Genomic DNA, 20,710 nt, shown 5'->3' with positions numbered 1-20,710 from the left:
TACCCGCTTCTTTAAGGGTTTTTATTTGATCCTGTTTACTCCTGTTTACTCCTGTTTACTCCTGTTTACTCCTGTTTAAGAGCATTTTTTCACCTTTAAAATCAATAGGTTACAAAGAGAAAAAACAGTAAATGAGCAGAAAAAACAGTAAATGAGCAGAAAAAACAGTAAATGAGCAGAAAAAACAGTAAATGAGCAGAAAAAACAGTAAATGAGCAGAAAAAACAGTTATATAATAAATACTGTTTATTTAACTGTTTTTAGTGCTAATATAGCTTGAACGTTTTAAAAAAAACAGTAAATGAGCAGGATTAAAAATGGAAAATAATTTAGTTGTTCAATCAAACGAGCTGATTTTAGCAACATACACAATGCAAAAAACAGACAAAGAGCTAATGCTTGCGTGTATTAGTCAGATAGACAGTAGACCTGACGCACCAGAAGTAACAAAACAGACTGAATTTAAAGTGTCTGTAGATGATATAAAGTCACTGTTCTTTGGTAAGAAGTCTAAAAACGAGCAAAACGTCTATCGTGATATGGAAAACGCAAGTAAGCGTTTGTATGACGTTGATATTGTAATGAGCTTGCCCGAAAACAAAATACTTCAAACAAGACTTATCAGTAGTATTGTCTATGACCCGGATAACGGAGAAGTTTTTTTATCTTTTGCAGAAAAGATTTTGCCTTATTTGACACAGCTAAGAGCTAATTTTACTAAGTATAAGTTGCTTGAAATCGGCGAGTTATCAAGTATCCACTCAATACGTTTATATGAATTGGTCGTTATGTGGGTTAATCAGTTTCAGTACAGCAAAGAGTTTACACTTGAAGAATTTAAGTATGTAATGAATGTCAAAGGTAAATACAAGCAGTTCGGTCATTTGCGACAATTTGTTATTGAAACAGCTATCAACGACATTAACGAGAATACAAACTATAGTGTTAGCGTGGAGTATCAAAAGAAATCGAGAGGTAAGGGATTTAGAGGCTTAAAGCTGAGTTTTCATAAAAAAACATTAGACAAGCTAACGGGTGCAGACGGTGCATTATCGCAAGCAGCTATCCAGTCGATTGTTGATAACGTGCAGTTTATGAATGACTATAACAACCATCCAAGCCTAAGTTATGACGGCAAAATGCAGACTGAGGCATTTAAGCGTGAAATGATTAATATCATACAACGAGAGCCTGAAAGCTTTAACAAGCCCAATAAGGGTTTAGAGAGCTATCTACCAAAGGTTAAACACTAATATTTTGTCTAACATCAATTATAGTTAAAAGAACCATCGTTTTTTCTGAGACCATCCCAGATTCTGTGTAACTGACGTTTAGATTAAATACTTACACAAAATTTAGGAAGGTCTCGTAAATTGACCATAGCGTTTTGAGCTACTGATCAGTTTTATAAGTGATTGGTCGCTCATATTATCATCTCAAATCCGTCAGTTCTTGAGCTTTTTTCCTATTATTTAATATAAAAACATATTTTTTACTTTTAAAGATTTTTAAAGACTTTTAGGACGCTCTCAGACCTTACCAATTAAGGGCTTCAAGATCTATAAAGCTACAATCAGCTAGGTTAATGCTACAATCAGCTAGGTTAATGCTACAATCAGCTAGGTTAAAAGCTACAATCAGCAGGTATCATGCTACAATTAGATAGATTTGAGCATTAAGGCGTAGATATGACTAACCAAGTTGGTTTATATGAGAAGAAATACCCTGCAAATTGGGTTGTTATGCAAAATCGTATTCTACAAGCGTTTTATGAAATGACACTTGATGAAAAACGGTTGCTGTTGCTTGCTAGTTCAGTAGTGCGTTTGATAGATGCCACTGAAAAAGACACTATAGAGATAACCGCGAAAGCATTTGCAGAGGCTTGCAACATTCAAGTGGATTCTGCTTATACTCAATTAAAAGATGCTAGTGAAGCGATGATGAAGCGATTTTTTAGCTATAGAAATGAACGCGGTAGCCGTGTCAATGTACAGTGGGTCATCAGATCAATATATGAAGATGGCTATGTGTCTCTATGTTTTACAGATGAAGTGCTACTGATGTTGAAGGTTTTTGATGAAAATAATCCATTCACTAAATATAAAAAAGAAGATGTACTTAAACTGAAGGGTGAATATTCAATAGATATATACCATCTGGCCAAAAAACATGAGGCAATGAGCTCGTGGACAATGTCACTTGAAGAAATTAGAGAGGAGCTAGCTCTTTCTAAATCTTACGAACGTATTAACAACCTAAAAAGTCGAGTCATCAACCCAAGCGTTGAAGAAATAACAGAAAAGTCAGATATTAAAATCACCTATGAAAACGTCAAACGTGGTCGTACCGTCACAGGACTAAAATTTAATGTCAAAGCTAAGCCCACCAAGAAAAAAAGTCTGGAGGACTTAAATCAGAATAATGAGAATAGAGATATACCATCCTTAACCGTCAAACAGATCGACCGTTTTGCGCCTCTATTGGCTAACTATGCCCCATTTGGTAGCTATGCGCCTTCAGGAAAAAGTACCCAAGAAGTGATCAGCTGGTTACACACTCAATTAAGAGATGAAGCTTTTTTAAAGACCCATAAAAAGCATTTGCTGGCGGTAGGTTATACGTTCCCTAAGCAAAAATCATAGCAAAGAAAAAAGAGTGATTAATCTGGTACTGTCTATACAAATGGTTTATATTATATGTACACAGATAAGCCATTTGTAATGCCATGACGACAACTAATTATAATATCAGGCTCGATCAAGAGCTAAAAGAAAATGCTTTTGCCGTGTTTGAAAGCTATGGTCTAACGCCGTCTCAAGCGATTAAATTGTTCTTGACCCAAGTGGCGCAAACCAATCAAGTACCGCTATCTTTTGAATACCAGAAAGTATCAGCTGTCAGTCAAGATGAATTGCTAATCTATAAAGAGCATACTGACAGAGAGAACAGATAAGTATTAGATTTGAATGGGATGAACAAAAAAAACACCAATCAGCGTAAGCACCGTTTATTATTTGAGGCAGCCGCCCGAGTTTTTCTAGACCTTTTATGCCTGCGTCAGCAAGACAGGTATTAAAATGATGAAAAGCAGTGGCAAGCGCTGGGTACAGTAGACGGTACCGCCGTCCTATTGGTAGCCCATACGCAAACAGAAATAGATAATGGTGAGGTTATACGCATTATCTCAGCTAGACGTGTCAAAAAAATTAAAGGGAGCCAGTGTGAACAAAGTTAGCTATCAAATAGACGAGCTACCACCACTAACGGCAAAGCAACAAGCAGACTTAGAATATTTAGCAACGCTTAGTGATGACAATATTGATTTATCAGATATTCCAGAAGTTACGGGTTGGTCAAACGCTATCCGTGGCAGTATTAAGCCGCAAGCGTTCTCTGCTGAGGCGAGTGTCATCAACCCAAGTATCATTGCCAAGTCTAAGGATAGAGCCAAGCAAACAGGTGGTGACTATCAATAAATGATCAATAATGCGCTAGAAGAATACTTAGCGGATCACTAGCCTTAATTTAATGACTGAGACCTCAAGATCACTTGAGGTTTTTTTATATCTTGCATTGTAGTATGTTGTAAAATGTATTATACTATATACATATAATACAAAAACTACATATTTACTCATACAACATTATTAAGGACAATGATTATGGCCATTACTACAGAGCAGATTCATGCCACTGCCGACCAACTACAAGAACAAGGTATTAAGCCCACTCTAGCCGAAGTACGTAAAGCGCTAGGCGGCGGCTCATTCACGACCATCAGTGAGGCGATGAAGTCTTGGCGTCAGGATAACCAAGAAGAAGAGCAGCTAAGACAGGTTGAGTTACCAAGTGGAATCACTGAGCGCTTACAAACGCTTGGTGCGGATATGTGGCAGACGGCCATTGATATCGCCAATGATCGTCTAGTTAAAGAGCGTGAGGCGTTAGAGGGTATTAAGGCCAAGGCACAAGCTGAGACAGACGAGGCACAAGAGGCGGTTAAGACGCTAGAGAGTGAACAAGCTAATTTGTTGCTAGAGCTCGATGAGGTCACAGCAACTGCAGAGGCAGCGGCAATCACTTCGGCTCAGATTACTGCTGAACGTGACACGCTGATACAGACACTCAGTGATACTCAGCACGCGCTTGAGCTTGAACGAGCTAAGACAGATGCAGCCCAAGCTCAACTTGCAGATCTGCGCCATACCCTTGATCAGCAGTCAAAAGAGTTAAATGCCAACCTATCAAAAGTGGCCACGCTTGAAGCCACTGCTAGTAGCGATAAAGCAGAAATTGCACGTCTACAAACAGAACTGACAGTGACTAAGGGTGAGCTAAAGACAGTCACTACGGAACGCAATGAGATGGCGACTGACACAGCAGAGGTTAAAGGGGAGTTAAAGGCCATAATCGCTGAGCGTAACAAACTATAGTAAATCTTATATAAAATCGATACAATAGCTATCATAAACTCATTTAACAGCATCAACCATGACTTATTCAATCGACTTTCGCAAGCAAGTATTACGTAGCGTTAAAGAAGGTATGACTATTCGAGAAGCCGCTATATTTTATGAGCTGAGTACCAGTACTATTCACAGTTGGCAGCAGGACTTAGTGCCTAAAATAACTAGAAATAAAGCACCGACTAAAATACCTAATGAAGCCTTATTGAAAGACGTTGAGCAATATCCTGACGATTATATGTACGAGCGAGCACAGCGTTTAGGGTGCAGTAAATCAGGCATTGAGTCAGCTTTAAAACGCCTTGGTATCAGTCAAAAAAAAGACCTTAGAGCATCCAAAAGCCTGCCCGATGAAGAGAACGATATATCAGAATAAGCTTGATAGCTTTATACAGCAAGGCTATCCCATTATTTACATAGATGAAAGTGGCTTTGAGGCTGAAACTATTCGTCCTTACGGTTATGCGCCGATAGGTAAGCCTTGTATCGATAGTTACAACTGGCAAGGTAAAAAAAGAACTAACGTCATTGGTGCTTTGTGCAAAAAGATGCTGTTTGCACTAAATTACTTCGAGCAGAATATCAATGGCAACATATTCTATGATTGGTGCAAATACACATTGATTCCAAGCTTAAATACTTCATGCGTGATCGTCATGGATAATGCCAGCTTTCATAGGCGAGTACAAAGACTACTCAACAGGCACGGTCACAGGCTTTTATTTCTACCGCCTTATAGTCCTGATCTAAACCCTATCGAAAAGAAATGGGCACAGGCAAAGTTTCTACGCCAAGGTTGGATGGAGAATAATCTACCTAAACTCTTTCATGATATGGGTTGTTCCAGTTTTATTGTGGATTGACTATATCAGAACTCAATGATCAGCTAACTCAAACACAGGCTAAGCTTGAAGCTGAGCATAGCGTATTAAATAATCAATATAGCGAGCTATCAAGCCGTCACCTATCAGAGCAGGAACAAGTGACTCTGTTACAAGATCAACTTAAGAAAGCACAAGATGCTCTGATACTTATTCAAAACAAAGATAATTCTTTAGATGCTGATTAAATAAAAGTATTCGACGTTTCAGTTTAATTAGGATTTCAAGATAAAGAACAGTTATAAGTGTGGGAGAGACTTTACCCCAAGGCATAGATCCCGTTCTATTCACACTAACCTTATGAATCAACCATGACAATATCGACTCACTGAATAAGTGACTGTTGTATAGTAACTATTCTAAATTTTTCCCTGGACTCTTATAATATATAGCCTAGGGGGCTATATATTACTTAAATTAGCCTAAGTGAATTTATGCTGATTTTGGAGCCTTGAGCAGATTTCAAGGAACACTCACCCTAAAGCGTTTATGAGTAAAAAAATACTCACAAACGCTTTAGTGCATTCCTTGGATTTGATGTGATTAGTCATGCCGACTTCATCGCCCATCGCGTCATCAAGACCGTATCACTGTATCAAGCTACGGTTGTTAAGATTACGGCTGATAGCACCGCCTAGACACGCTCTTAACCGCTACTGTGCTGTCATACGCTAGCAAGGGCCTAAACCCAATATACCGCTACGATATGCACGAGTAACCACTCATTGCGTTGCTCTGATCCTTTGTCTAGTCACCCCTGTAGGGAGCTCACCCTTATGTCAAACGCAGTCGTCGCCGAGGCCTGCCACCCATTTGACGGGTAACGGTTACAGGGAATAGGCACAAAGATGCGAGGTGGAGTCACTGTTACGTTTAGATATATGACAATGATTGATTTGAACGCAGATTTTAGATAAAATGCACCTACACGGGCATTTAATGCTGTTCAAATAACGCAGTTCTGGTGCTTATTTGTTCGTTACAGCGTGTTGACGCACTCTGTAACCGTTAATTACATTTAAAACTAAATGCCTCTAGGAGTCAACTCCCAGAGGCATTTTTTTGTTTGTCATATAGATTAGGTTTTTAATATCTAGGGCATTTTTAAATTACTTAGGCTAAAGCAGAAAATAAACATAGAAGCCGTAGACCCGTTACTAAGAAGCGTCAAATCATCGCAAGTCTCTTAAAGGTTGACCATAGCTATTCTGAAATACAAATCGTGGCTAAGTACTCGCGTCAGTTGATTGCTGAGATGTCTCAAGAATTAAAGAACGTTTCTGGACATTAACTAACTACCTATCACTATGAAAAAGTGCCTAATTATAAATCAGGCACTTTTTGAGCTGTTATACCTTTGCTTAGTAATGATAACGGCACTGGACGATAATGATCGCATCATCTTGAATTTCATAAACCAACCGATGCTCTTGATCAATTCGACGAGACCAGTAGCCTGCAAGGTCATGTTTGAGTGGTTCAGGTTTGCCAATACCCTTAAATGGGTCACGTTTGATGGCTTTAATCAGCTTACCGATCTGTTTGACTTTCTCTTTACTGGTTCTTTGCCAGTACTCATAGTCCTCCCACGCGTCTTCCGTCCAAGATAGTATCAAGCGTCTACCTCATCATCAAAAGTGAGTGGCATATCTTTGGCATCAATCTCACGTTCAATCAAGCGACCAGCTTTAGCATCAGCAATAGAGCGTCTGAGACGCTTGGCATTGGTAGGGCTGCTTAAAAGATGCAGTGTTTCCTCATACGAGTTAAACTCTTCTAAACTCATTAATACCGTCGGTTTAGCATTTTGTCTTGTAATTAATATCGGGCCTTTATCAGTGTCTACCTTATCGATATACTTTGCTAAGCTCTTTCTAAAATCAGTGTAGTTCACAACGTCCATAATAATTACTCCACGTTTAATTATGTTGGTTATATGACCTATCATTATAGGTTGAATGTTATACTAGTATATACTATATCTGTACTTATATTAGTAAGAAGCAAAGGGATAATTTGATATGTCTTCATGTATCTTTTTAAAACGTACATATGAAAGCTGACATATTGATCTTAGTTTAAATTTCTTGGCACGTTTGCCGCCTTATATTGTCGAAAGAAACAAATTTTACTCATATACTCATATACTCATATACTCATACCATTTTGCAGAAAAGCAATTATGAATGCAATATAATGGTTATTATCAAGCCTTACTGCATTAAATCGATTTTTATATGGCGTTGTGATGCCTTTAAATAAAGATCAAAGGGCGTAGTTTTATTTTTTTATTGTCGTATTCTCTCAGGATGTTGAGTTTCCGACAATCTCAGGGCGGTTCATGTTTAAGTTTCTAGAACATAAGAAGAATGATACATGGGTTGATAACGTATTAGTAACCCCAGTTCGGGATAAGCCACATTGTAACTCATTGATACTATTTACAATGTAGCCACCTGCCCTTGCTGAGGCATGTTTTTGATGGTGGGTTTATAGGGAAACCAGCAATAAGCAATCAAACCTGACAGCAAGTTTGTAATAAAACCCGTGACACTACGATGGCGTGAATGCTCAATCTGACACAAGTTTTTCAGCTCCCCAAACACCGTCTCAACCAAAGAGCGATGATTGAGTAGCGCCTCATCTATCGGCTTGAGTACTTGCGGTTTCATATGACGCCGAAGTTTGGTTATCAACGTGGTATCACTGTGTTTTGTGAGCCACTCGTTTAGGGCTTTACTGATATAGCCTCTATCCCCAAACACCTTGCCAAACACAGGTGTTGCCATATCCTTAACAGGCGCTCTATCATCGGTATTACCCTCAGTGACTTTAACAGATACAAGCTCGCCCTTATGATTGATAATGGCGTGTAGCTTAAAGCCATAGAACCAGCCCATGCTGCTTTTGCCTCGGGTTGCAAGTCCCTTAAAGACTTTATGACGGTAGATACGCTTGTTATGACAAACTGCTATCTTGGTTGAATCAATATAGCTGATACCCGTACAGTCGCCCATCATGCTTTGCAAGTAGCTGCACAGTGGTATGATACTGCGCGGCACAAGCTCTATAAATCGCGAGTAGCTCGGCAGATTTGGAAACTCCCGTTTCATCATGCCAAGCATGTGATGGTAGTAAAACGCCTTAAACTGTCGATACCGCCGTTGATGAAACAGTACCAAGATGGTCATAATCTCTGCTACACTTATCTGGCATGCTCTTAACCTTTGGTGTCCCGTTGCGATTAAATGAGCGTCAAACTCAGGTTTGAATTGCTGATAAAAGTCGTCAATATGGCAGTATAGTTCGGTTAGGTTGTCCATGTAAGAAGTCCTTGTTGTGAAGTTTGTCTTGGTAAACTCACTTTAGCAACTTCGGACTTCTTTTTTTATCTTTTTTTTGAGCGCTTATCCCGAACTGGGGTTAGATAACTTTGTCCTTATTAAAAGGATTGAAATTGAAGTTCTCTCTTGACAATAAAATGGCTAAATAAAACGTCTTTATCATAAATCTAATCGGCGCAATCTTAGCGCGTTACCAATGACCGATACTGACGATAAACTCATCGCTGCCGCCGCTATCATCGGGCTAAGCAATAATCCAAACGCTGGGTATAGCACGCCTGCGGCAATCGGTACGCCAATCGCGTTATAGACAAAAGCGAAAAATAAGTTTTGTCTGATATTGCGCATGGTCGCGTGGCTGAGCTTATGGGCTTTGGCAATACCCATTAAGTCGCCTTTTAATAACGTCACCCCTGCGCTCTCCATGGCCACGTCCGTACCTGTACCCATAGCAATACCGACATTCGCCTGCGCCAGTGCTGGCGCGTCGTTGATGCCATCACCTGCCATCGCTACCAATTTACCGTGGTCTTGCATCTCTTTGACAATACGGTTTTTGTCCTCTGGTGACACATCGGCATGCACTTCATCAATGCCCAATTTACTCGCGACGGCCTGCGCAGTTTTTTCGTTATCGCCTGTTAGCATGACGACTTTTAGCCCTGCCTTGTGTAGCAGTTCTATGGCATCAGCAGTACTCGGCTTAATCGGATCAGCGACCGAAACCAAACCAGCTGCTTTACCATCTATAGCGACAAACATTACCGTTTCGCCGTCTTTTCTACGGACGTCAGCTTTAGCGGATAGCTCCTGATCAAAACTGTTTAAGCGCTCCATCAGCTTTGAGTTACCGATGGCAACTTGTTTGCCGTTTACTACCGCTTGTACACCCTCGCCCGTGGTTGAATTAAAGTCATGGGCTTTAGCAATGGTCAGCGATTTATCCTGAGCAGCTCTCACGATAGCCTCTGCTAAAGGATGCTCGCTTGCGCTTTCTACCGCAGCAACCAATGCCAAAAACTCGTCTTCATTTTGACCTGCCAGCGCATCAATTGCGGTAAGTGCAGGTTTACCAGCGGTTAGCGTGCCTGTTTTATCGACAACGATGGTATCGACTTTTTCCATCGTCTCTAAGGCTTCAGCGTTTTTGATAAGCACGCCGTTTTGCGCGCCCATGCCCGTACCGACCATGATTGACATGGGCGTCGCCAGCCCAAGCGCACAGGGACAGGCGATGATAAGTACCGCAATCGCATTAACCATGGCATAAGCCATTGCTGGTTCAGGGCCAAATAACGCCCAGACGATAAAGGTGATGATAGAGGCGATAATGACAATAGGCACAAACCAGCCTGCCACTTGGTCAACCAAACGCTGTATGGGCGCGCGGCTACGCTGGGCATCGGCAACCATTTGTACGATTTTGGACAATACCGAATCTGCGCCAACATTGACCGCTTCAACCAATAACGTCCCTGTACCATTTACCGTGCCGCCAGTCACAGTATCGCCCTGCTCTTTAGATACTGGCATCGGCTCACCCGTTACCATGGATTCATCGACGCTACTACTGCCATCGATTACCGTGCCGTCTACGGGTAATTTCTCGCCAGGTCTGACGCGCAACTTATCGCCGCTGACGACTTCATCAAGTGAAACCTCTGTCTCTTCGCCGTTTTCATTGACGCGTCTTGCTGTCGGCGGAGCGAGCTCAAGCAACGCCCGAATGGCCCCTGACGTCTGGCTTCTGGCTTTGAGCTCAAGCACTTGACCAAGCAGTACTAAAGTCGTGATTACCGCTGCTGCTTCGTAATAAACGCCGACTTGTCCAGCGCTATCTCTAAAGCTATCTGGGAATATACTGGGAAAGAAAGTTGCCACAATACTAAAACCGTAAGCTGCGCCGACGCCAAGCGCAATCAAGGTAAACATATTTAGATTGCGGCTTTTAATAGACTGCCAACCACGTACAAAAAAGGGTGCTGCGCCCCAAACGACAACGGGAGTCGCCAGTACCAATTGTATGATTTGACCAAGTTGCCCTGAGATATCAAACGAGCCAATTTGATCGAGATTTATCCCAACCATATCGCTCATGGCATAAATGAATAGCGGTAAGGTCAGCAGCGTACATATCCAAAAGCGCCGCGTCATATCGTCGAGCTCTTCGGTATCTTCTTCACCTATGGCGACCGTTTCTGGCTCGAGTGCCATACCGCAAATCGGACAGCCACTATTTCTAACGTCTCTGACCTCAGGATGCATCGGACAAGTATAAACCGTGCCATCGTAATCTTCGGGCACTTTGTCGTATTTACCGCCTTTGACCGACTTGACTTCAGCGCTGCTTTCGTTACTCCCGTGACAATGCGTCTGGTTGTGTTCATGGTTATGATTGTTTTCATGGTGATGATTTTGATGACTTTGATAATTGTCACTGTGGTTATGCTCCACGTGGCTTGCGCCATCTATCTCGTCTTCAGGCTGCAAAAACATACCGCATATCGGGCAATCACTTTTTTCAACATCTCTGACTTCAGGATGCATCGGGCAAATATAGACCGTACCGTTATAATTTTCTGGCACTTTATCGTATTTGCCACCTTTGATCGTTTTTTTATCAACCGTATGTTTCATAAAATCCTTCCTTGAAGACGCTAAGCGCAGATGACAAGCAAAGCTTCTGCTCACTTATCATCAACTCTTGGCTATATCATCAACCTTTAACCAATGTTTCTAACTTTTACTTATTACGTAGGTACTTAAGCAGCCCCATAATCGTCAGTATCAGCACTATAAAAATCAGTAGCATAAACAATCCATAAACGAGAGACCCGCCCTAGCCCATAGCGTGCATCATGAGAATCATTACAGGCTCTCCTTATTTCATTACTTTATAATTAGTCATCATAGAGCGATACAGGACAAAAGTCACCTTTTCAGCTATAGCTGGGCGTTGGCACTATCAATCTCAGCATATACCGCTGTGCTACCGTCTTTATTGATTTGCATCACTTGATAGGGTGTAAATTTATTTTGGTACTCCATCCCGGGGCTACCCATCGGCATACCGGGTACGGCAAGGCCAATAGCTTCGCTTGGCGGATTGGCTAAAAACTGGGCTATATATTTGGCAGGCACATGACCTTCGAATACATAACCATCGGTCGTGACCGCCGTGTGACAAGAGCGCATATTGCTCGGAACACCATAGCGTTCTTTAAAAACTGCTAAGTCGGCGACATCTTGTCCCGTCGCAGTCATACCGTGATGTTCGGCATGGCTAATCCACTCTTTACAGCAGCCACAATTGGCATCTTTATAAACCGTCGCAGAGACGTTTCTCAGCGCATCACTGTTACTGCTAGAGCTCGTCGACTCAGTTTTAGACGTTTGGACTTTTGAATTCTGGCTGTCTGTTGCCGTCTCTACAGGCGCTGTGGTTGCAGCAGTGGTATTGGTGTCGTTACAAGCAAATAACGACGATGTCACTGTCAGTAGGATAAGCGCACCAAACAATTTATGCTGCTTAAAAGTTAAGTTATGGTTATCAGGTTTCATACATACCCTCTCGTCATTTATTGTTTAATGTCGCATGTGATATTTATAATCAAAAAGAGCTGTCTTTCATTTTTAAATTTGGAGCAATACGTTAAGCGTTTGACCCGATATCACGACACTATCATCATACATGCATGATACATGAATCCTTCTGACTAACAGATGACGTTAAGATTACAATATTGTCATTCTCCCACTTTGAAATTTTCACAGATAATTTATTTGACAATTTTTAAGAAAAAACAAAAGGGCAGTACTAAAAACAATCGTAAGCATCCGACCATCCCATCTTTCCCTCACTTAAAAAATGCGAGATAGTGTCCATGAACAAATAATCGTGAACACTAACATGACAACACAATCTCCTAATACACCCAAACGAAGAACTTACAGTGCTGAGTTTAAAGAACTTTTAGTACAAGAACCCCAGTTCGGGATAAGCCACATTGTAACTCATTGATACTATTTACAATGTGGCTACCTGTCCCTGCTGAGGCATGTTTTTGATGGTGGGCTTATAGGGAAACCAGCAATAAGCAATCAAACCCGACAGCAAGTTTGTGATAAACCCCGTGACACTACGATGGGTCCACCTATTGCACCTCATATTTGGAATGTGGGTCTAGATGGCGGTATTAGAATAAGCACTATTGTTATCGGCGTGGGTTCATGTGCTGCTATATTGCTTTGGTTTTTCTGGACACTATGTTGTGATGTTTATCGCTTTATTATTCGTACCAAATAAACCTGGAGACTATTCTAGGTTTTACGTAAGTGTTGGTACAAGCTAGATAATTGTTACAGAGGATATGAGAATAACCAATCAGGTGCCTTCATTGGTTCGGTTCCCTAGTGAGGACTTGAATCTTCGGTTGTAGGCTAGGAGTATCAACGGTTTCAAATTTCTGAAATGGTCGCAGTGTACTTCATGGTGTACTTATCGAGTTAAAACCCTGATATCATCATCTTACAGCTTAATTTTCAAGTCCTCACTAGTGAATAGGGGCTGTATAGAATTGAGAAAACATTGAAAAAAATAAGCAACGCCTTACTCTAATGTTTACCACAACAAAGAAACAAGGCGTCACTTATGGCTCGCACCAAGCTCAACGATGAACATTGGCACAAGCTATTTATTATATTGCGACAAATTAACATATATAACAAGCCCAATCTAAGACGTACCGTTGAAGGCATGTTGTACCGCATACGAGTAGGCTGTCCATGGCGAGACTTACCTTCTTATTTCGGTCATTGGTCTAGCATATATCATCAATACCGTTATTGGCGTAAAACCGGTAAATGGCAAAAGCTCATGAAAATAATCACAGCAAACTATGATAGTGAATGGTTATTTATAGACGGTAGCGTGGTCAAAGCTCATCAGCATAGTACAGGCGCCGCCAGTCATCTTGATGAGGCCATTGGTAAAAGTGTTGCAGGTAATAGCAGCAAACTGCACTTAGTGGTCGATGCTTGTGGTAACCCTATACATGTTGAGCTGTCAGGTGGGCAAGTACATGACTCTAAGATGGCAAAGACGTTGATAGATAGCACGATTAATAACCAGACTAAAGCGGTGATTGCAGACAGGGGCTACGATAGTAGCGATATTAGAGAGTGTATCTTCACGCACTGTGCTCAGTCAGTCATACCTGTTAAGTCGAACTCTAAAAGCTGTAACGACACACTAGATTGGTATTTGTATCGTTGCCGTCATTTGGTAGAAAACGCTTTTGCTAGATTGAAACATTTTAGGGGCATTGCCACGCGATATGATAAGCTCAAAGATAGCTATGCAGCGGCGGTAATGCTCGCTTGTGTCTTTATCTGGTTGACCCTGATTTGAATTCTATACACACCCTAGTAGAAAAATGTTGTTTTTTTTTATAATATATCACTTATATATCAATTGTTGTAAGATAACTGGAGTATTACCATGCAATTTAATAAATCCCTAATGACTGCTGCACTATTTGCTGTTGGTTCTTTAACTGCTTTTTCTGCAAATGCTGCAACTGCAACGCCTAAAAATTTTAAGGTCACTCTAAACGTTCTAGCAACTTGTAATATTACAGCAGGTAATGCTTCAGACATCGATCTTGGTACCGTTAATGATGGATCAGTGAAAACAGGTAACAATACAATCGTCGTAGCGTGTAGCTCTGGTACACCTTATAACGTTGGTTTGACATCAAGCACAAACGAGACTGACGGTACTGGGACTTTAACAGGACCTGGAACTGCTATAGGTTATGTGTTGACTCAAACCGCTGGTGCAGATGGTACACCTTGGGGTGATATTGTTGATACAAATACTCTTGCTGCTACCGGTAATGGTGTGACTGCTGATAATACTCATACTGTATATGCTACGACTACAACTTCTACCGACGTTGTTCCTGGTACTTATGATGATACCGTTACTGTAAATGTAACTTACTAGTATTTATGTTAAGTCTCTGGCTACGCCGTGTTGCGACACACAGTATTTTATCTGGCCTGCTGCTATATAGTGGTACAGCAATGGCGAGCGGCCTTCAGGTCTCTCCCATTTCCCTAAGTTTACAAGCCAAAGAAAATGCCAGTGGACTGACGCTGAGTAATACTGGTGACAATGAGGTACATGCGCAAGTGCGTGTGTACCAATGGTCTCAGGATGAAAAAGGCGATCAGCTCACCGCATCACGAGGATTATTGGCCAGTCCGCCAATGATTAAACTGCAACCGGGTGAAAAACAACTTATCCGGATTATTCGTGCATCTGCTCCACCAAGTGGCGTTGGTGCCGTAGAAAATAGCTATCGACTATCAATTGATGAGCTACCTATAAAATCTGTTGAGCAAAAGACTGGTTTACAGTTTGCGCTGAGCTACTCACTACCTGTGTTTGTAAATCCGGTTGGGATTACTGAAACTAATCCGAAGTTGCAATGGAGCTATAGTTTACAACCAGATAGCTTGCAAAAAAATGGCAAGCAGATGAATTTAAGAGTTAGCAATAGTGGGAATGGTCATGCCCAATTGGCTGATTTGAGCATTATAGATGATGCTGGCGATAGTATTGACTTACATCAAGGATTGCTGGGTTATGTTTTACCAGGCGCCACCATGAACTGGACACTGAAAACACTGCCATCTTCAATGAAGACAAGTGGTAAATTCAAGGTGATGATTAATGGAACTCAGACTACACAAGATGTCACGTTGGACAATTCCACTCGTTAAAGTACTTGTACTACAGAGTATAACCGTCTCATTGAGCCATGCTGTCACCTTTAATGACACTAGGTCTACCACCGCACCTGCTACGCAAACCATAGCTAACTCTTCTGATGCTAGAGCTACCCAACTCAACCTCGATGAAGGTGCAAGTAGGGCACAAGGCTTAGATTTATATTTAGACGTTACCCTCAACGGAGCTAACGTTGGTTTAGCTCATTTTGATTATCGTGATGGCGAATTATGGGCAAATATTGCAGTATTGCAGCAGCTCGGTTTTATAGTGGCACCAGGTACTGCAAACCCAGTACTACTAAATAGTTTTGCCAATATCAAAGTAGACTATAACGCCCGCATGCAGTCGGTGAATATTGTAGCCCCTTTAAGTATCCTTAATCTAAACACTACGGTGTTAAATACCCTCGATAACCGTCGAACTCAAGCTAGCTCTTCGCCTGGGGTATTATTGAATTATAATCTCTATGGCTCACAAACAGAGAATAGTTCGACCAATCTAAGCGCTTATACTGAGGTACGCGCCTTCAACTCCCATGGTGTCTTGAGCTCCACTGCACTGACGACAGGTAACCGTTTTTCTAATAGCAGTGCTAATAATGGTGATAAAAACCGAGACTGGGACAGTCGTACAGTACGTCTAGATACCAGTTGGAGTCAGTCATTTCCTGACAAGTTAATTACGGTTCGTGCTGGTGACATACTTACAGGGGCACTGTCATGGACGCGGTCTACGCGTTTGGGTGGTCTACAGATTGGTAGCAATTTTGATTTGCAACCTTATATGACGACTACTCCATTGCCGTCATTTTTTGGTTCAGCTACTCTGCCCTCTGCAGTAGAGCTCTATGTCGATGGGTTAAAGCAATATAGCGGTGACGTGCCTGCTGGCCCTTTTGAGATAAATACAGCCCCTAGCATCAGTGGAGCAGGGAATGCTCAGCTTGTATTGACCGATGCATTAGGTCAAAGCTCTACCGTTAATTTCTCGCTTTATGATACTCATCGATTATTACAGCCAGGTCTTTCTGATTGGTCAGTAGAGCTTGGTGCTGTCCGTGAAAACTATGGTATAAAATCTTTCGATTACGGCAGCGATATCGCTGCTAGTGGCACTTGGCGTTATGGGGTAAATAACCGATTCACCGCTGAGACCCATGCCGAAGCGACCAAGGATCTTGCTAATGCAGGGATTGGCGGCACATGGGTGTTAGGAGGACAAGGTGGTGTCTTGTTTGCATCATTAGCAGGCAGTGAAAGCCAAGGGAAAGGCGGATCACAATATAGTGCCAGCTACTCATGGAGTAACAATCGCTTTAATGTCGGTCTCAACACTTTAGGTACCAGTGGTCATTACCGTGATGTGGCAACCCAATACGGATCAACGCCCATACGTCAAAGCAATCAATTTTCAACAGGTTATAGTACCCAATCTCTAGGTAGTTTTGGAGTAAGTTATAACGAAGTGGACTATGCTGAAGAGGATACTGCAAAATTTGCTAGCGCCTACTGGAGCAAATCTTTGGGGCAACGCCTCAGCCTAAATGCTAGCTACAACCACGACCTTAATAATTCTGCTAATAACAGTGCCACAATCGGTGCCTCATTCTCGCTAGATCGTAATATTTCGCTCAATAGCAGTCTCCAGCATACTGACAATCGTAATGATTTTGTGGCTGATGTATCACAGTCAGCTCCGAGCGTAGGTGGTATCGGATGGCGAGCACAGGCTAGGCACAGTATCGATAACGGCATAAATGATAATACTAGCAGTGGTGGATTAGCAGAACTGAATTATCTTGGGCGTTATGGTCAGGTACAAGCAGGCGTCAGTAGTTACGATGGCAATCATTCTACCTTTGCTAGTGGCACAGGCTCTCTAGTTATGATGGGTGGTGGTTTATTTGCCGCACGCCAAATTAACGATGGCTTTGCCGTAGTATCCACTGATGGCGTCGCCGATGTACCTGTGTTGCTACAGAACAATGTCATTGGTACCACTAATAAGCGTGGTCTATTGCTGATATCACCGCTGAATGCTTATCAAGAGAACAAGATTGGTATTGATCCCATGGACTTACCCGCTGACCTGCGTATAGACAAAGTGGCTCTTGACGCTACACCGTCTGACCGCGCTGGTACTTTGGTGGCATTTGACATTACAGAAGCGCGCTCTGCCTCTGTTATTTTAAAAGACAGCAAAGATGAGTTTATACCGTTAGGCAGCCAAGCACGCTTAATCAGCAAAAAGAATACGCCAGCAGCAGTAGTTGGGTTTGATGGTGAAGTATACTTAGATACACTGGATGAGCATAATATCTTAGAAATAAGTACAACTTCTGGTGATATCTGCACTGTTAGCTTTGATTATCAGAAGCAGGGTGATGATATTCCACTCATTGGTCCACTCACTTGTCAGAAGGTAAAATGATGAAAATCTTTCAATGGCATTTTGGCCTTTACTTAGTTCCTTTGGCGTTTCTATTACCCACAAGTAATGCTCAAGCAGCAGTTAATTGTACAGCAATGATGGCTTCCGTTAATCTAGGTGACATTACACTAGCTAATGCTGATAATGAATCTATTACTGCAACCTTGAAATACGATTGTAGAAATACTTACGTGTTTTCAAGGAACGTATCTATCTGTCTTGCTGTTGATGGTGGTGATTATGATCAAACCGATGTTTTTCCACGTTACATGAAAAATACTACTCCCACTCCTAGTTTAGCATTTACAATGAAATTGCCTAATAATACTATTTGGGGTAGCCGAAACTATACTGGTGGTTCGGAATACAAAACAGTCGTAAACGTCCCTGGAGGAACAACTACCTCATTCAATGTACCTATCCAAATCTCTTTATCTTCTGGATATAATAACATTAGTGCCACACCCGGAAATTATACTAATAATTTCGTTGCTGGTAGTACTGCAATGGCAGTTGACATCAGCAGTTTGTTTAACCTTACCCCTAATTGCTCAAGTAAGGGACTAAAACCAAACGAATTCCCGTTCACAGTCCAAGCCAATGTACTTAAAGAATGTAAAATTACTGCTAATCCCGGCGTTATTAGTTTGGGCAGTGAGCCAGCGGGCGAAAAAAATCTTTCTAGTAATGGTAAAATTGGTGTGACCTGCACAAAAACTACTCCTTATAATATTGGCTTGGCTCCAAAGACTCCTAATCCCATTGGCAACACAAATGGTGGAGGTTTTTTGAACGGAACTGGAGGTAATACTGATAAGGTGCCGTATCAACTGCGTTCGGCTGTTGGCACTAATGGTAAAAAATGGGGCAATAACGGTAGTACTATTGATACCCTGACCAACGGCGTAACCGGAACTGGTAGCGGAGCAGAACAATTAAATAATGTATACGTTACTGTTCCGAGTGCTGATTTTAAGCCAGATACCTATACAGATACTGTAACTATTCACGTGAATTACTGAAGTTCTAATAACAATTATTGGTAGACATTTTCAAAGCTATTACTCATTCAAATAAAGCTCAGCCATGCTATCGAGCTGCGTCTTAACTTCTCTCCAATGAGGCATGACCTGAGTGAGCAGTCGCCAGAATCGGTCACTGTGATTGTATTCAGCAATATGACACAGCTCATGCAAGATCACGTAGTCGATACATTCTTTGGGGGATTTAACCAAATGCGGATTGAGGACTAAGTTGCCTTGAGTGGAGCAGCTGCCCCATTGTTTTTTCATCGATAGTATTTTAAAGGTAGGGGAGCCATTTACCCAATTGGCTTGCGGCAATACGAGCCTTTCCTAAATTTCGTGTAAGTACTTCTACAATCTAAATAATAGTTACACACTTTTTAGGAAAGGCTCTGTTACGAAAAACCATTTCAAAGATGGCTTTCTTATAGGTATCTCTAACCCTAAAGATGTTATTTTTTTATTGCTTTCTTCCCTTTATTCTTAGAGGTATCAAGCGACATATATTCGTCTATGCTAATTCTGACGTTGGTGTGGATAGCTCTAGACTATAGTATCTTATCTATTTATTCTTTTATATTCTCAAAAGTTAGTAATAATAAAATCGCAAATATAATTAGTAAATTTTCAGGACTTATTCTACTTTTCATTGCTATTTATATATTATGGGAAACTAGTAGAAGGCTATTTTTATAGAAAAAATCCCCAGCTATCGAATCTGATTTAATCATACCTACGGTGAACAAATCAGGTGCTTTAACTGGTTCGGTTCCCTAGTGAGGACTCGAAACTTGGGCTGTGGGCTAATGGCATCAACACTTTAACTCATTGAAAGAATCACAGTGTACTTGCCATACATATTCTATCCGTGATCGATGCGGTATACAGGCATTGAACTATAGACTAACTCTCAGAGTGTTAAGTCCCAGACAATCCCGATGCGGTTCAGATAATTCACCACCAATAAGTCGGATACTGTTTACCTTTACCCAAATTGTTATAAATCAGCGCTACCATTACCAAAACGATTGAACCGATTAGAGTGGGTGTTATCAAAAAACTCCAATTTACTGCACCTAGCATAACTATTAAAGGGTTAGACCCAGCAGGTGGATGAGGCATTCTAAATATCAGCATTAGCGCAATGGCAGTGCCAACAGCAGTTGCCATACTCCACCAGTGAATACCAAATAACGTCATGAATACCAGTCCTGTAAAAGTCGCAATAACATGCCCACCTATAACATTTCTCGGCTGGGCAAAAGGGCTGGTAGGATAGGCAAATATTAGTAAACAACTTGCGCCAAACGATCCTAAAATCATGATAAGTTCTATTGAGCTTCCTAATATAGCAAGCGTTGCAGTGGCAATGGTGCCGCCTAGCCAAGCCACTACTATCATCGGTAAAGGTAATCTCTTTGGGCATTCGTTGACTTGACCGCTTAGCTTATGCCAATTAAAGAATGAATGCATACTTACTCCTATCGTAAATAAAAAGGTATCATTATCGATATACCGTTCGGTGTATAATTTAAAGTATACCGAACGGTATATAAAAATACTATTATTGTTTTCACTGAATAAAAATAACAGGAGAAGAACTAATGGAATTACGAGATACTATTCTACAAAAAAGTTATGAGCTCTTTTATAAGCAAGGCTTTCACGATAGTGGAGTAGAGCTTTTAGCAAAGAAAGCAGGGACTACCAAGCGGACTTTGTATGCCCATTTTGGTAGTAAAGAAGGCTTGATTGAGGAGGC

General features: G+C 41.3%; 22 protein-coding genes and 1 pseudogene. 15 read left to right on the top strand and 8 right to left on the bottom strand.

Annotation, left to right across the window (positions count from 1 at the left end; all coding sequences use genetic code 11):
- Positions 1–317: 317 nt before the first annotated feature.
- From ACT3QQ_RS11810 to ACT3QQ_RS11775, 8 genes are all read left to right on the top strand, one after another.
- Complete coding sequence (locus ACT3QQ_RS11810; RefSeq protein ID WP_443509397.1) at positions 318–1,253, top strand: replication initiation protein; 936 nt, start codon at positions 318–320, stop codon at positions 1,251–1,253.
- 435 nt (positions 1,254–1,688) lie between these two features.
- Entirely contained in the window at positions 1,689–2,645 is a 957-nt protein-coding gene (locus tag ACT3QQ_RS11805) for a replication initiation protein (protein ID WP_444519077.1), read from the top strand.
- A gap of 83 nt (positions 2,646–2,728) precedes the next feature.
- Entirely contained in the window at positions 2,729–2,956 is a 228-nt protein-coding gene (locus ACT3QQ_RS11800) for a type II toxin-antitoxin system RelB/DinJ family antitoxin (protein WP_058368521.1), read from the top strand.
- 268 nt (positions 2,957–3,224) lie between these two features.
- Positions 3,225–3,479 (top strand): hypothetical protein, encoded by a 255-nt coding sequence (locus tag ACT3QQ_RS11795; RefSeq protein ID WP_442477745.1) that lies wholly within the window; start codon positions 3,225–3,227, stop codon positions 3,477–3,479.
- A gap of 186 nt (positions 3,480–3,665) precedes the next feature.
- Positions 3,666–4,436: a DNA-binding protein gene (locus tag ACT3QQ_RS11790; protein WP_442477746.1), complete on the top strand. Its 771-nt coding sequence runs from the start codon at positions 3,666–3,668 to the stop codon at positions 4,434–4,436.
- Positions 4,437–4,494: 58 nt separating this feature from the next.
- Positions 4,495–4,845 carry an IS630 transposase-related protein gene (locus tag ACT3QQ_RS11785; protein WP_442477747.1) on the top strand — a complete coding sequence of 117 codons (351 nt, stop codon included), beginning with the start codon at positions 4,495–4,497 and terminating at the stop codon, positions 4,843–4,845.
- A complete protein-coding gene (locus ACT3QQ_RS11780) occupies positions 4,820–5,332 on the top strand; it encodes an IS630 family transposase (RefSeq protein ID WP_444519076.1) in 513 nt (170 codons plus the stop codon). The genes ACT3QQ_RS11785 and ACT3QQ_RS11780 overlap by 26 nt, the downstream gene beginning before the upstream one ends.
- Complete coding sequence (locus tag ACT3QQ_RS11775; RefSeq protein ID WP_442477749.1) at positions 5,329–5,538, top strand: hypothetical protein; 210 nt, start codon at positions 5,329–5,331, stop codon at positions 5,536–5,538. Before ACT3QQ_RS11780 ends, ACT3QQ_RS11775 begins: the two co-directional genes overlap by 4 nt.
- 1,173 nt (positions 5,539–6,711) lie before the next feature.
- On the opposite strand, the gene ACT3QQ_RS11770 is transcribed toward ACT3QQ_RS11775, so the two are convergent.
- The 6 genes and pseudogenes from ACT3QQ_RS11770 to ACT3QQ_RS11745 form a co-directional block, all read right to left on the bottom strand.
- The gene (locus ACT3QQ_RS11770) at positions 6,712–6,966 is read right to left on the bottom strand and encodes a Txe/YoeB family addiction module toxin (protein ID WP_087813577.1); all 255 of its coding nucleotides are present in this window, start codon (positions 6,964–6,966) and stop codon (positions 6,712–6,714) included.
- The gene (locus tag ACT3QQ_RS11765; RefSeq protein WP_087813576.1) at positions 6,963–7,253 is read right to left on the bottom strand and encodes a type II toxin-antitoxin system Phd/YefM family antitoxin; all 291 of its coding nucleotides are present in this window, start codon (positions 7,251–7,253) and stop codon (positions 6,963–6,965) included. Before ACT3QQ_RS11765 ends, ACT3QQ_RS11770 begins: the two co-directional genes overlap by 4 nt.
- 538 nt (positions 7,254–7,791) lie before the next feature.
- Positions 7,792–8,673: an IS982 family transposase gene (locus ACT3QQ_RS11760; protein ID WP_444528171.1), complete on the bottom strand. Its 882-nt coding sequence runs from the start codon at positions 8,671–8,673 to the stop codon at positions 7,792–7,794.
- Positions 8,674–8,853: 180 nt separating this feature from the next.
- Complete coding sequence (locus tag ACT3QQ_RS11755; RefSeq protein WP_286797588.1) at positions 8,854–11,331, bottom strand: copper-transporting P-type ATPase; 2,478 nt, start codon at positions 11,329–11,331, stop codon at positions 8,854–8,856.
- A gap of 306 nt (positions 11,332–11,637) precedes the next feature.
- On the bottom strand, positions 11,638–12,255 hold the full coding sequence (locus tag ACT3QQ_RS11750) for a DUF411 domain-containing protein (RefSeq protein WP_442477751.1): 618 nt from the start codon (positions 12,253–12,255) through the stop codon (positions 11,638–11,640).
- A gap of 466 nt (positions 12,256–12,721) precedes the next feature.
- A pseudogene (locus ACT3QQ_RS11745) lies at positions 12,722–12,841 on the bottom strand (IS982 family transposase); the annotation flags it as partial.
- Between ACT3QQ_RS11745 and ACT3QQ_RS11740 the strand changes: the two are divergent.
- From ACT3QQ_RS11740 to ACT3QQ_RS11715, 6 genes are all read left to right on the top strand, one after another.
- A complete protein-coding gene (locus tag ACT3QQ_RS11740) occupies positions 12,839–13,000 on the top strand; it encodes a hypothetical protein (protein ID WP_444519166.1) in 162 nt (53 codons plus the stop codon). The pseudogene ACT3QQ_RS11745 and the gene ACT3QQ_RS11740 sit on opposite strands and share 3 nt — an antisense overlap.
- 345 nt (positions 13,001–13,345) lie before the next feature.
- The gene (locus ACT3QQ_RS11735) at positions 13,346–14,104 is read left to right on the top strand and encodes an IS5 family transposase (protein WP_443528863.1); all 759 of its coding nucleotides are present in this window, start codon (positions 13,346–13,348) and stop codon (positions 14,102–14,104) included.
- Between the two features lie 90 nt (positions 14,105–14,194).
- On the top strand, positions 14,195–14,701 hold the full coding sequence (locus tag ACT3QQ_RS11730; RefSeq protein WP_225739206.1) for a spore coat protein U domain-containing protein: 507 nt from the start codon (positions 14,195–14,197) through the stop codon (positions 14,699–14,701).
- A 5-nt stretch (positions 14,702–14,706) separates the two neighbouring features.
- Entirely contained in the window at positions 14,707–15,483 is a 777-nt protein-coding gene (locus tag ACT3QQ_RS11725; RefSeq protein ID WP_444519083.1) for a fimbrial biogenesis chaperone, read from the top strand.
- A complete protein-coding gene (locus ACT3QQ_RS11720) occupies positions 15,434–17,923 on the top strand; it encodes a fimbria/pilus outer membrane usher protein (RefSeq protein WP_444519084.1) in 2,490 nt (829 codons plus the stop codon). Before ACT3QQ_RS11725 ends, ACT3QQ_RS11720 begins: the two co-directional genes overlap by 50 nt.
- Positions 17,905–18,945, top strand: coding sequence for a spore coat protein U domain-containing protein (locus ACT3QQ_RS11715; protein ID WP_192519698.1), 1,041 nt, complete (start codon positions 17,905–17,907; stop codon positions 18,943–18,945). The genes ACT3QQ_RS11720 and ACT3QQ_RS11715 overlap by 19 nt, the downstream gene beginning before the upstream one ends.
- Before the next feature lie 39 nt (positions 18,946–18,984).
- On the opposite strand, the gene ACT3QQ_RS11710 is transcribed toward ACT3QQ_RS11715, so the two are convergent.
- Complete coding sequence (locus ACT3QQ_RS11710) at positions 18,985–19,266, bottom strand: M48 metallopeptidase family protein (protein ID WP_225739208.1); 282 nt, start codon at positions 19,264–19,266, stop codon at positions 18,985–18,987.
- A gap of 636 nt (positions 19,267–19,902) precedes the next feature.
- Entirely contained in the window at positions 19,903–20,421 is a 519-nt protein-coding gene (locus ACT3QQ_RS11705; RefSeq protein ID WP_192524688.1) for an HPP family protein, read from the bottom strand.
- A 131-nt stretch (positions 20,422–20,552) separates the two neighbouring features.
- Between ACT3QQ_RS11705 and ACT3QQ_RS11700 the strand changes: the two genes are divergently transcribed.
- Positions 20,553–20,710: helix-turn-helix domain-containing protein (locus ACT3QQ_RS11700; RefSeq protein WP_444528172.1), on the top strand; the 158-nt coding region annotated here is incomplete at its 3' end.

Source organism: Psychrobacter sp. AOP7-A1-24 (genome assembly GCF_052376235.1).
In the GTDB taxonomy this organism is placed as follows: domain Bacteria; phylum Pseudomonadota; class Gammaproteobacteria; order Pseudomonadales; family Moraxellaceae; genus Psychrobacter.
Note: the sequence above shows the minus strand (reverse complement) of the source record. Positions and strands in the feature narration are given on the sequence as shown.

Coding starts and splice junctions, on each gene's coding strand:
- ACT3QQ_RS11805 (WP_444519077.1), top strand. CDS start 1,689: ATGACTAACCAAGTTGGTTTATATGAGAAGAAATACCCTGCAAATTGG.
- ACT3QQ_RS11760 (WP_444528171.1), bottom strand. CDS start 8,673: ATGGACAACCTAACCGAACTATACTGCCATATTGACGACTTTTATCAG.
- ACT3QQ_RS11730 (WP_225739206.1), top strand. CDS start 14,195: ATGCAATTTAATAAATCCCTAATGACTGCTGCACTATTTGCTGTTGGT.
- ACT3QQ_RS11750 (WP_442477751.1), bottom strand. CDS start 12,255: ATGAAACCTGATAACCATAACTTAACTTTTAAGCAGCATAAATTGTTT.
- ACT3QQ_RS11765 (WP_087813576.1), bottom strand. CDS start 7,253: ATGGACGTTGTGAACTACACTGATTTTAGAAAGAGCTTAGCAAAGTAT.
- ACT3QQ_RS11735 (WP_443528863.1), top strand. CDS start 13,346: ATGGCTCGCACCAAGCTCAACGATGAACATTGGCACAAGCTATTTATT.
- ACT3QQ_RS11755 (WP_286797588.1), bottom strand. CDS start 11,331: ATGAAACATACGGTTGATAAAAAAACGATCAAAGGTGGCAAATACGAT.
- ACT3QQ_RS11810 (WP_443509397.1), top strand. CDS start 318: ATGGAAAATAATTTAGTTGTTCAATCAAACGAGCTGATTTTAGCAACA.
- ACT3QQ_RS11740 (WP_444519166.1), top strand. CDS start 12,839: ATGGGTCCACCTATTGCACCTCATATTTGGAATGTGGGTCTAGATGGC.
- ACT3QQ_RS11720 (WP_444519084.1), top strand. CDS start 15,434: ATGGAACTCAGACTACACAAGATGTCACGTTGGACAATTCCACTCGTT.
- ACT3QQ_RS11780 (WP_444519076.1), top strand. CDS start 4,820: ATGAAGAGAACGATATATCAGAATAAGCTTGATAGCTTTATACAGCAA.
- ACT3QQ_RS11705 (WP_192524688.1), bottom strand. CDS start 20,421: ATGCATTCATTCTTTAATTGGCATAAGCTAAGCGGTCAAGTCAACGAA.
- ACT3QQ_RS11800 (WP_058368521.1), top strand. CDS start 2,729: ATGACGACAACTAATTATAATATCAGGCTCGATCAAGAGCTAAAAGAA.
- ACT3QQ_RS11790 (WP_442477746.1), top strand. CDS start 3,666: ATGGCCATTACTACAGAGCAGATTCATGCCACTGCCGACCAACTACAA.
- ACT3QQ_RS11725 (WP_444519083.1), top strand. CDS start 14,707: ATGTTAAGTCTCTGGCTACGCCGTGTTGCGACACACAGTATTTTATCT.
- ACT3QQ_RS11785 (WP_442477747.1), top strand. CDS start 4,495: ATGACTTATTCAATCGACTTTCGCAAGCAAGTATTACGTAGCGTTAAA.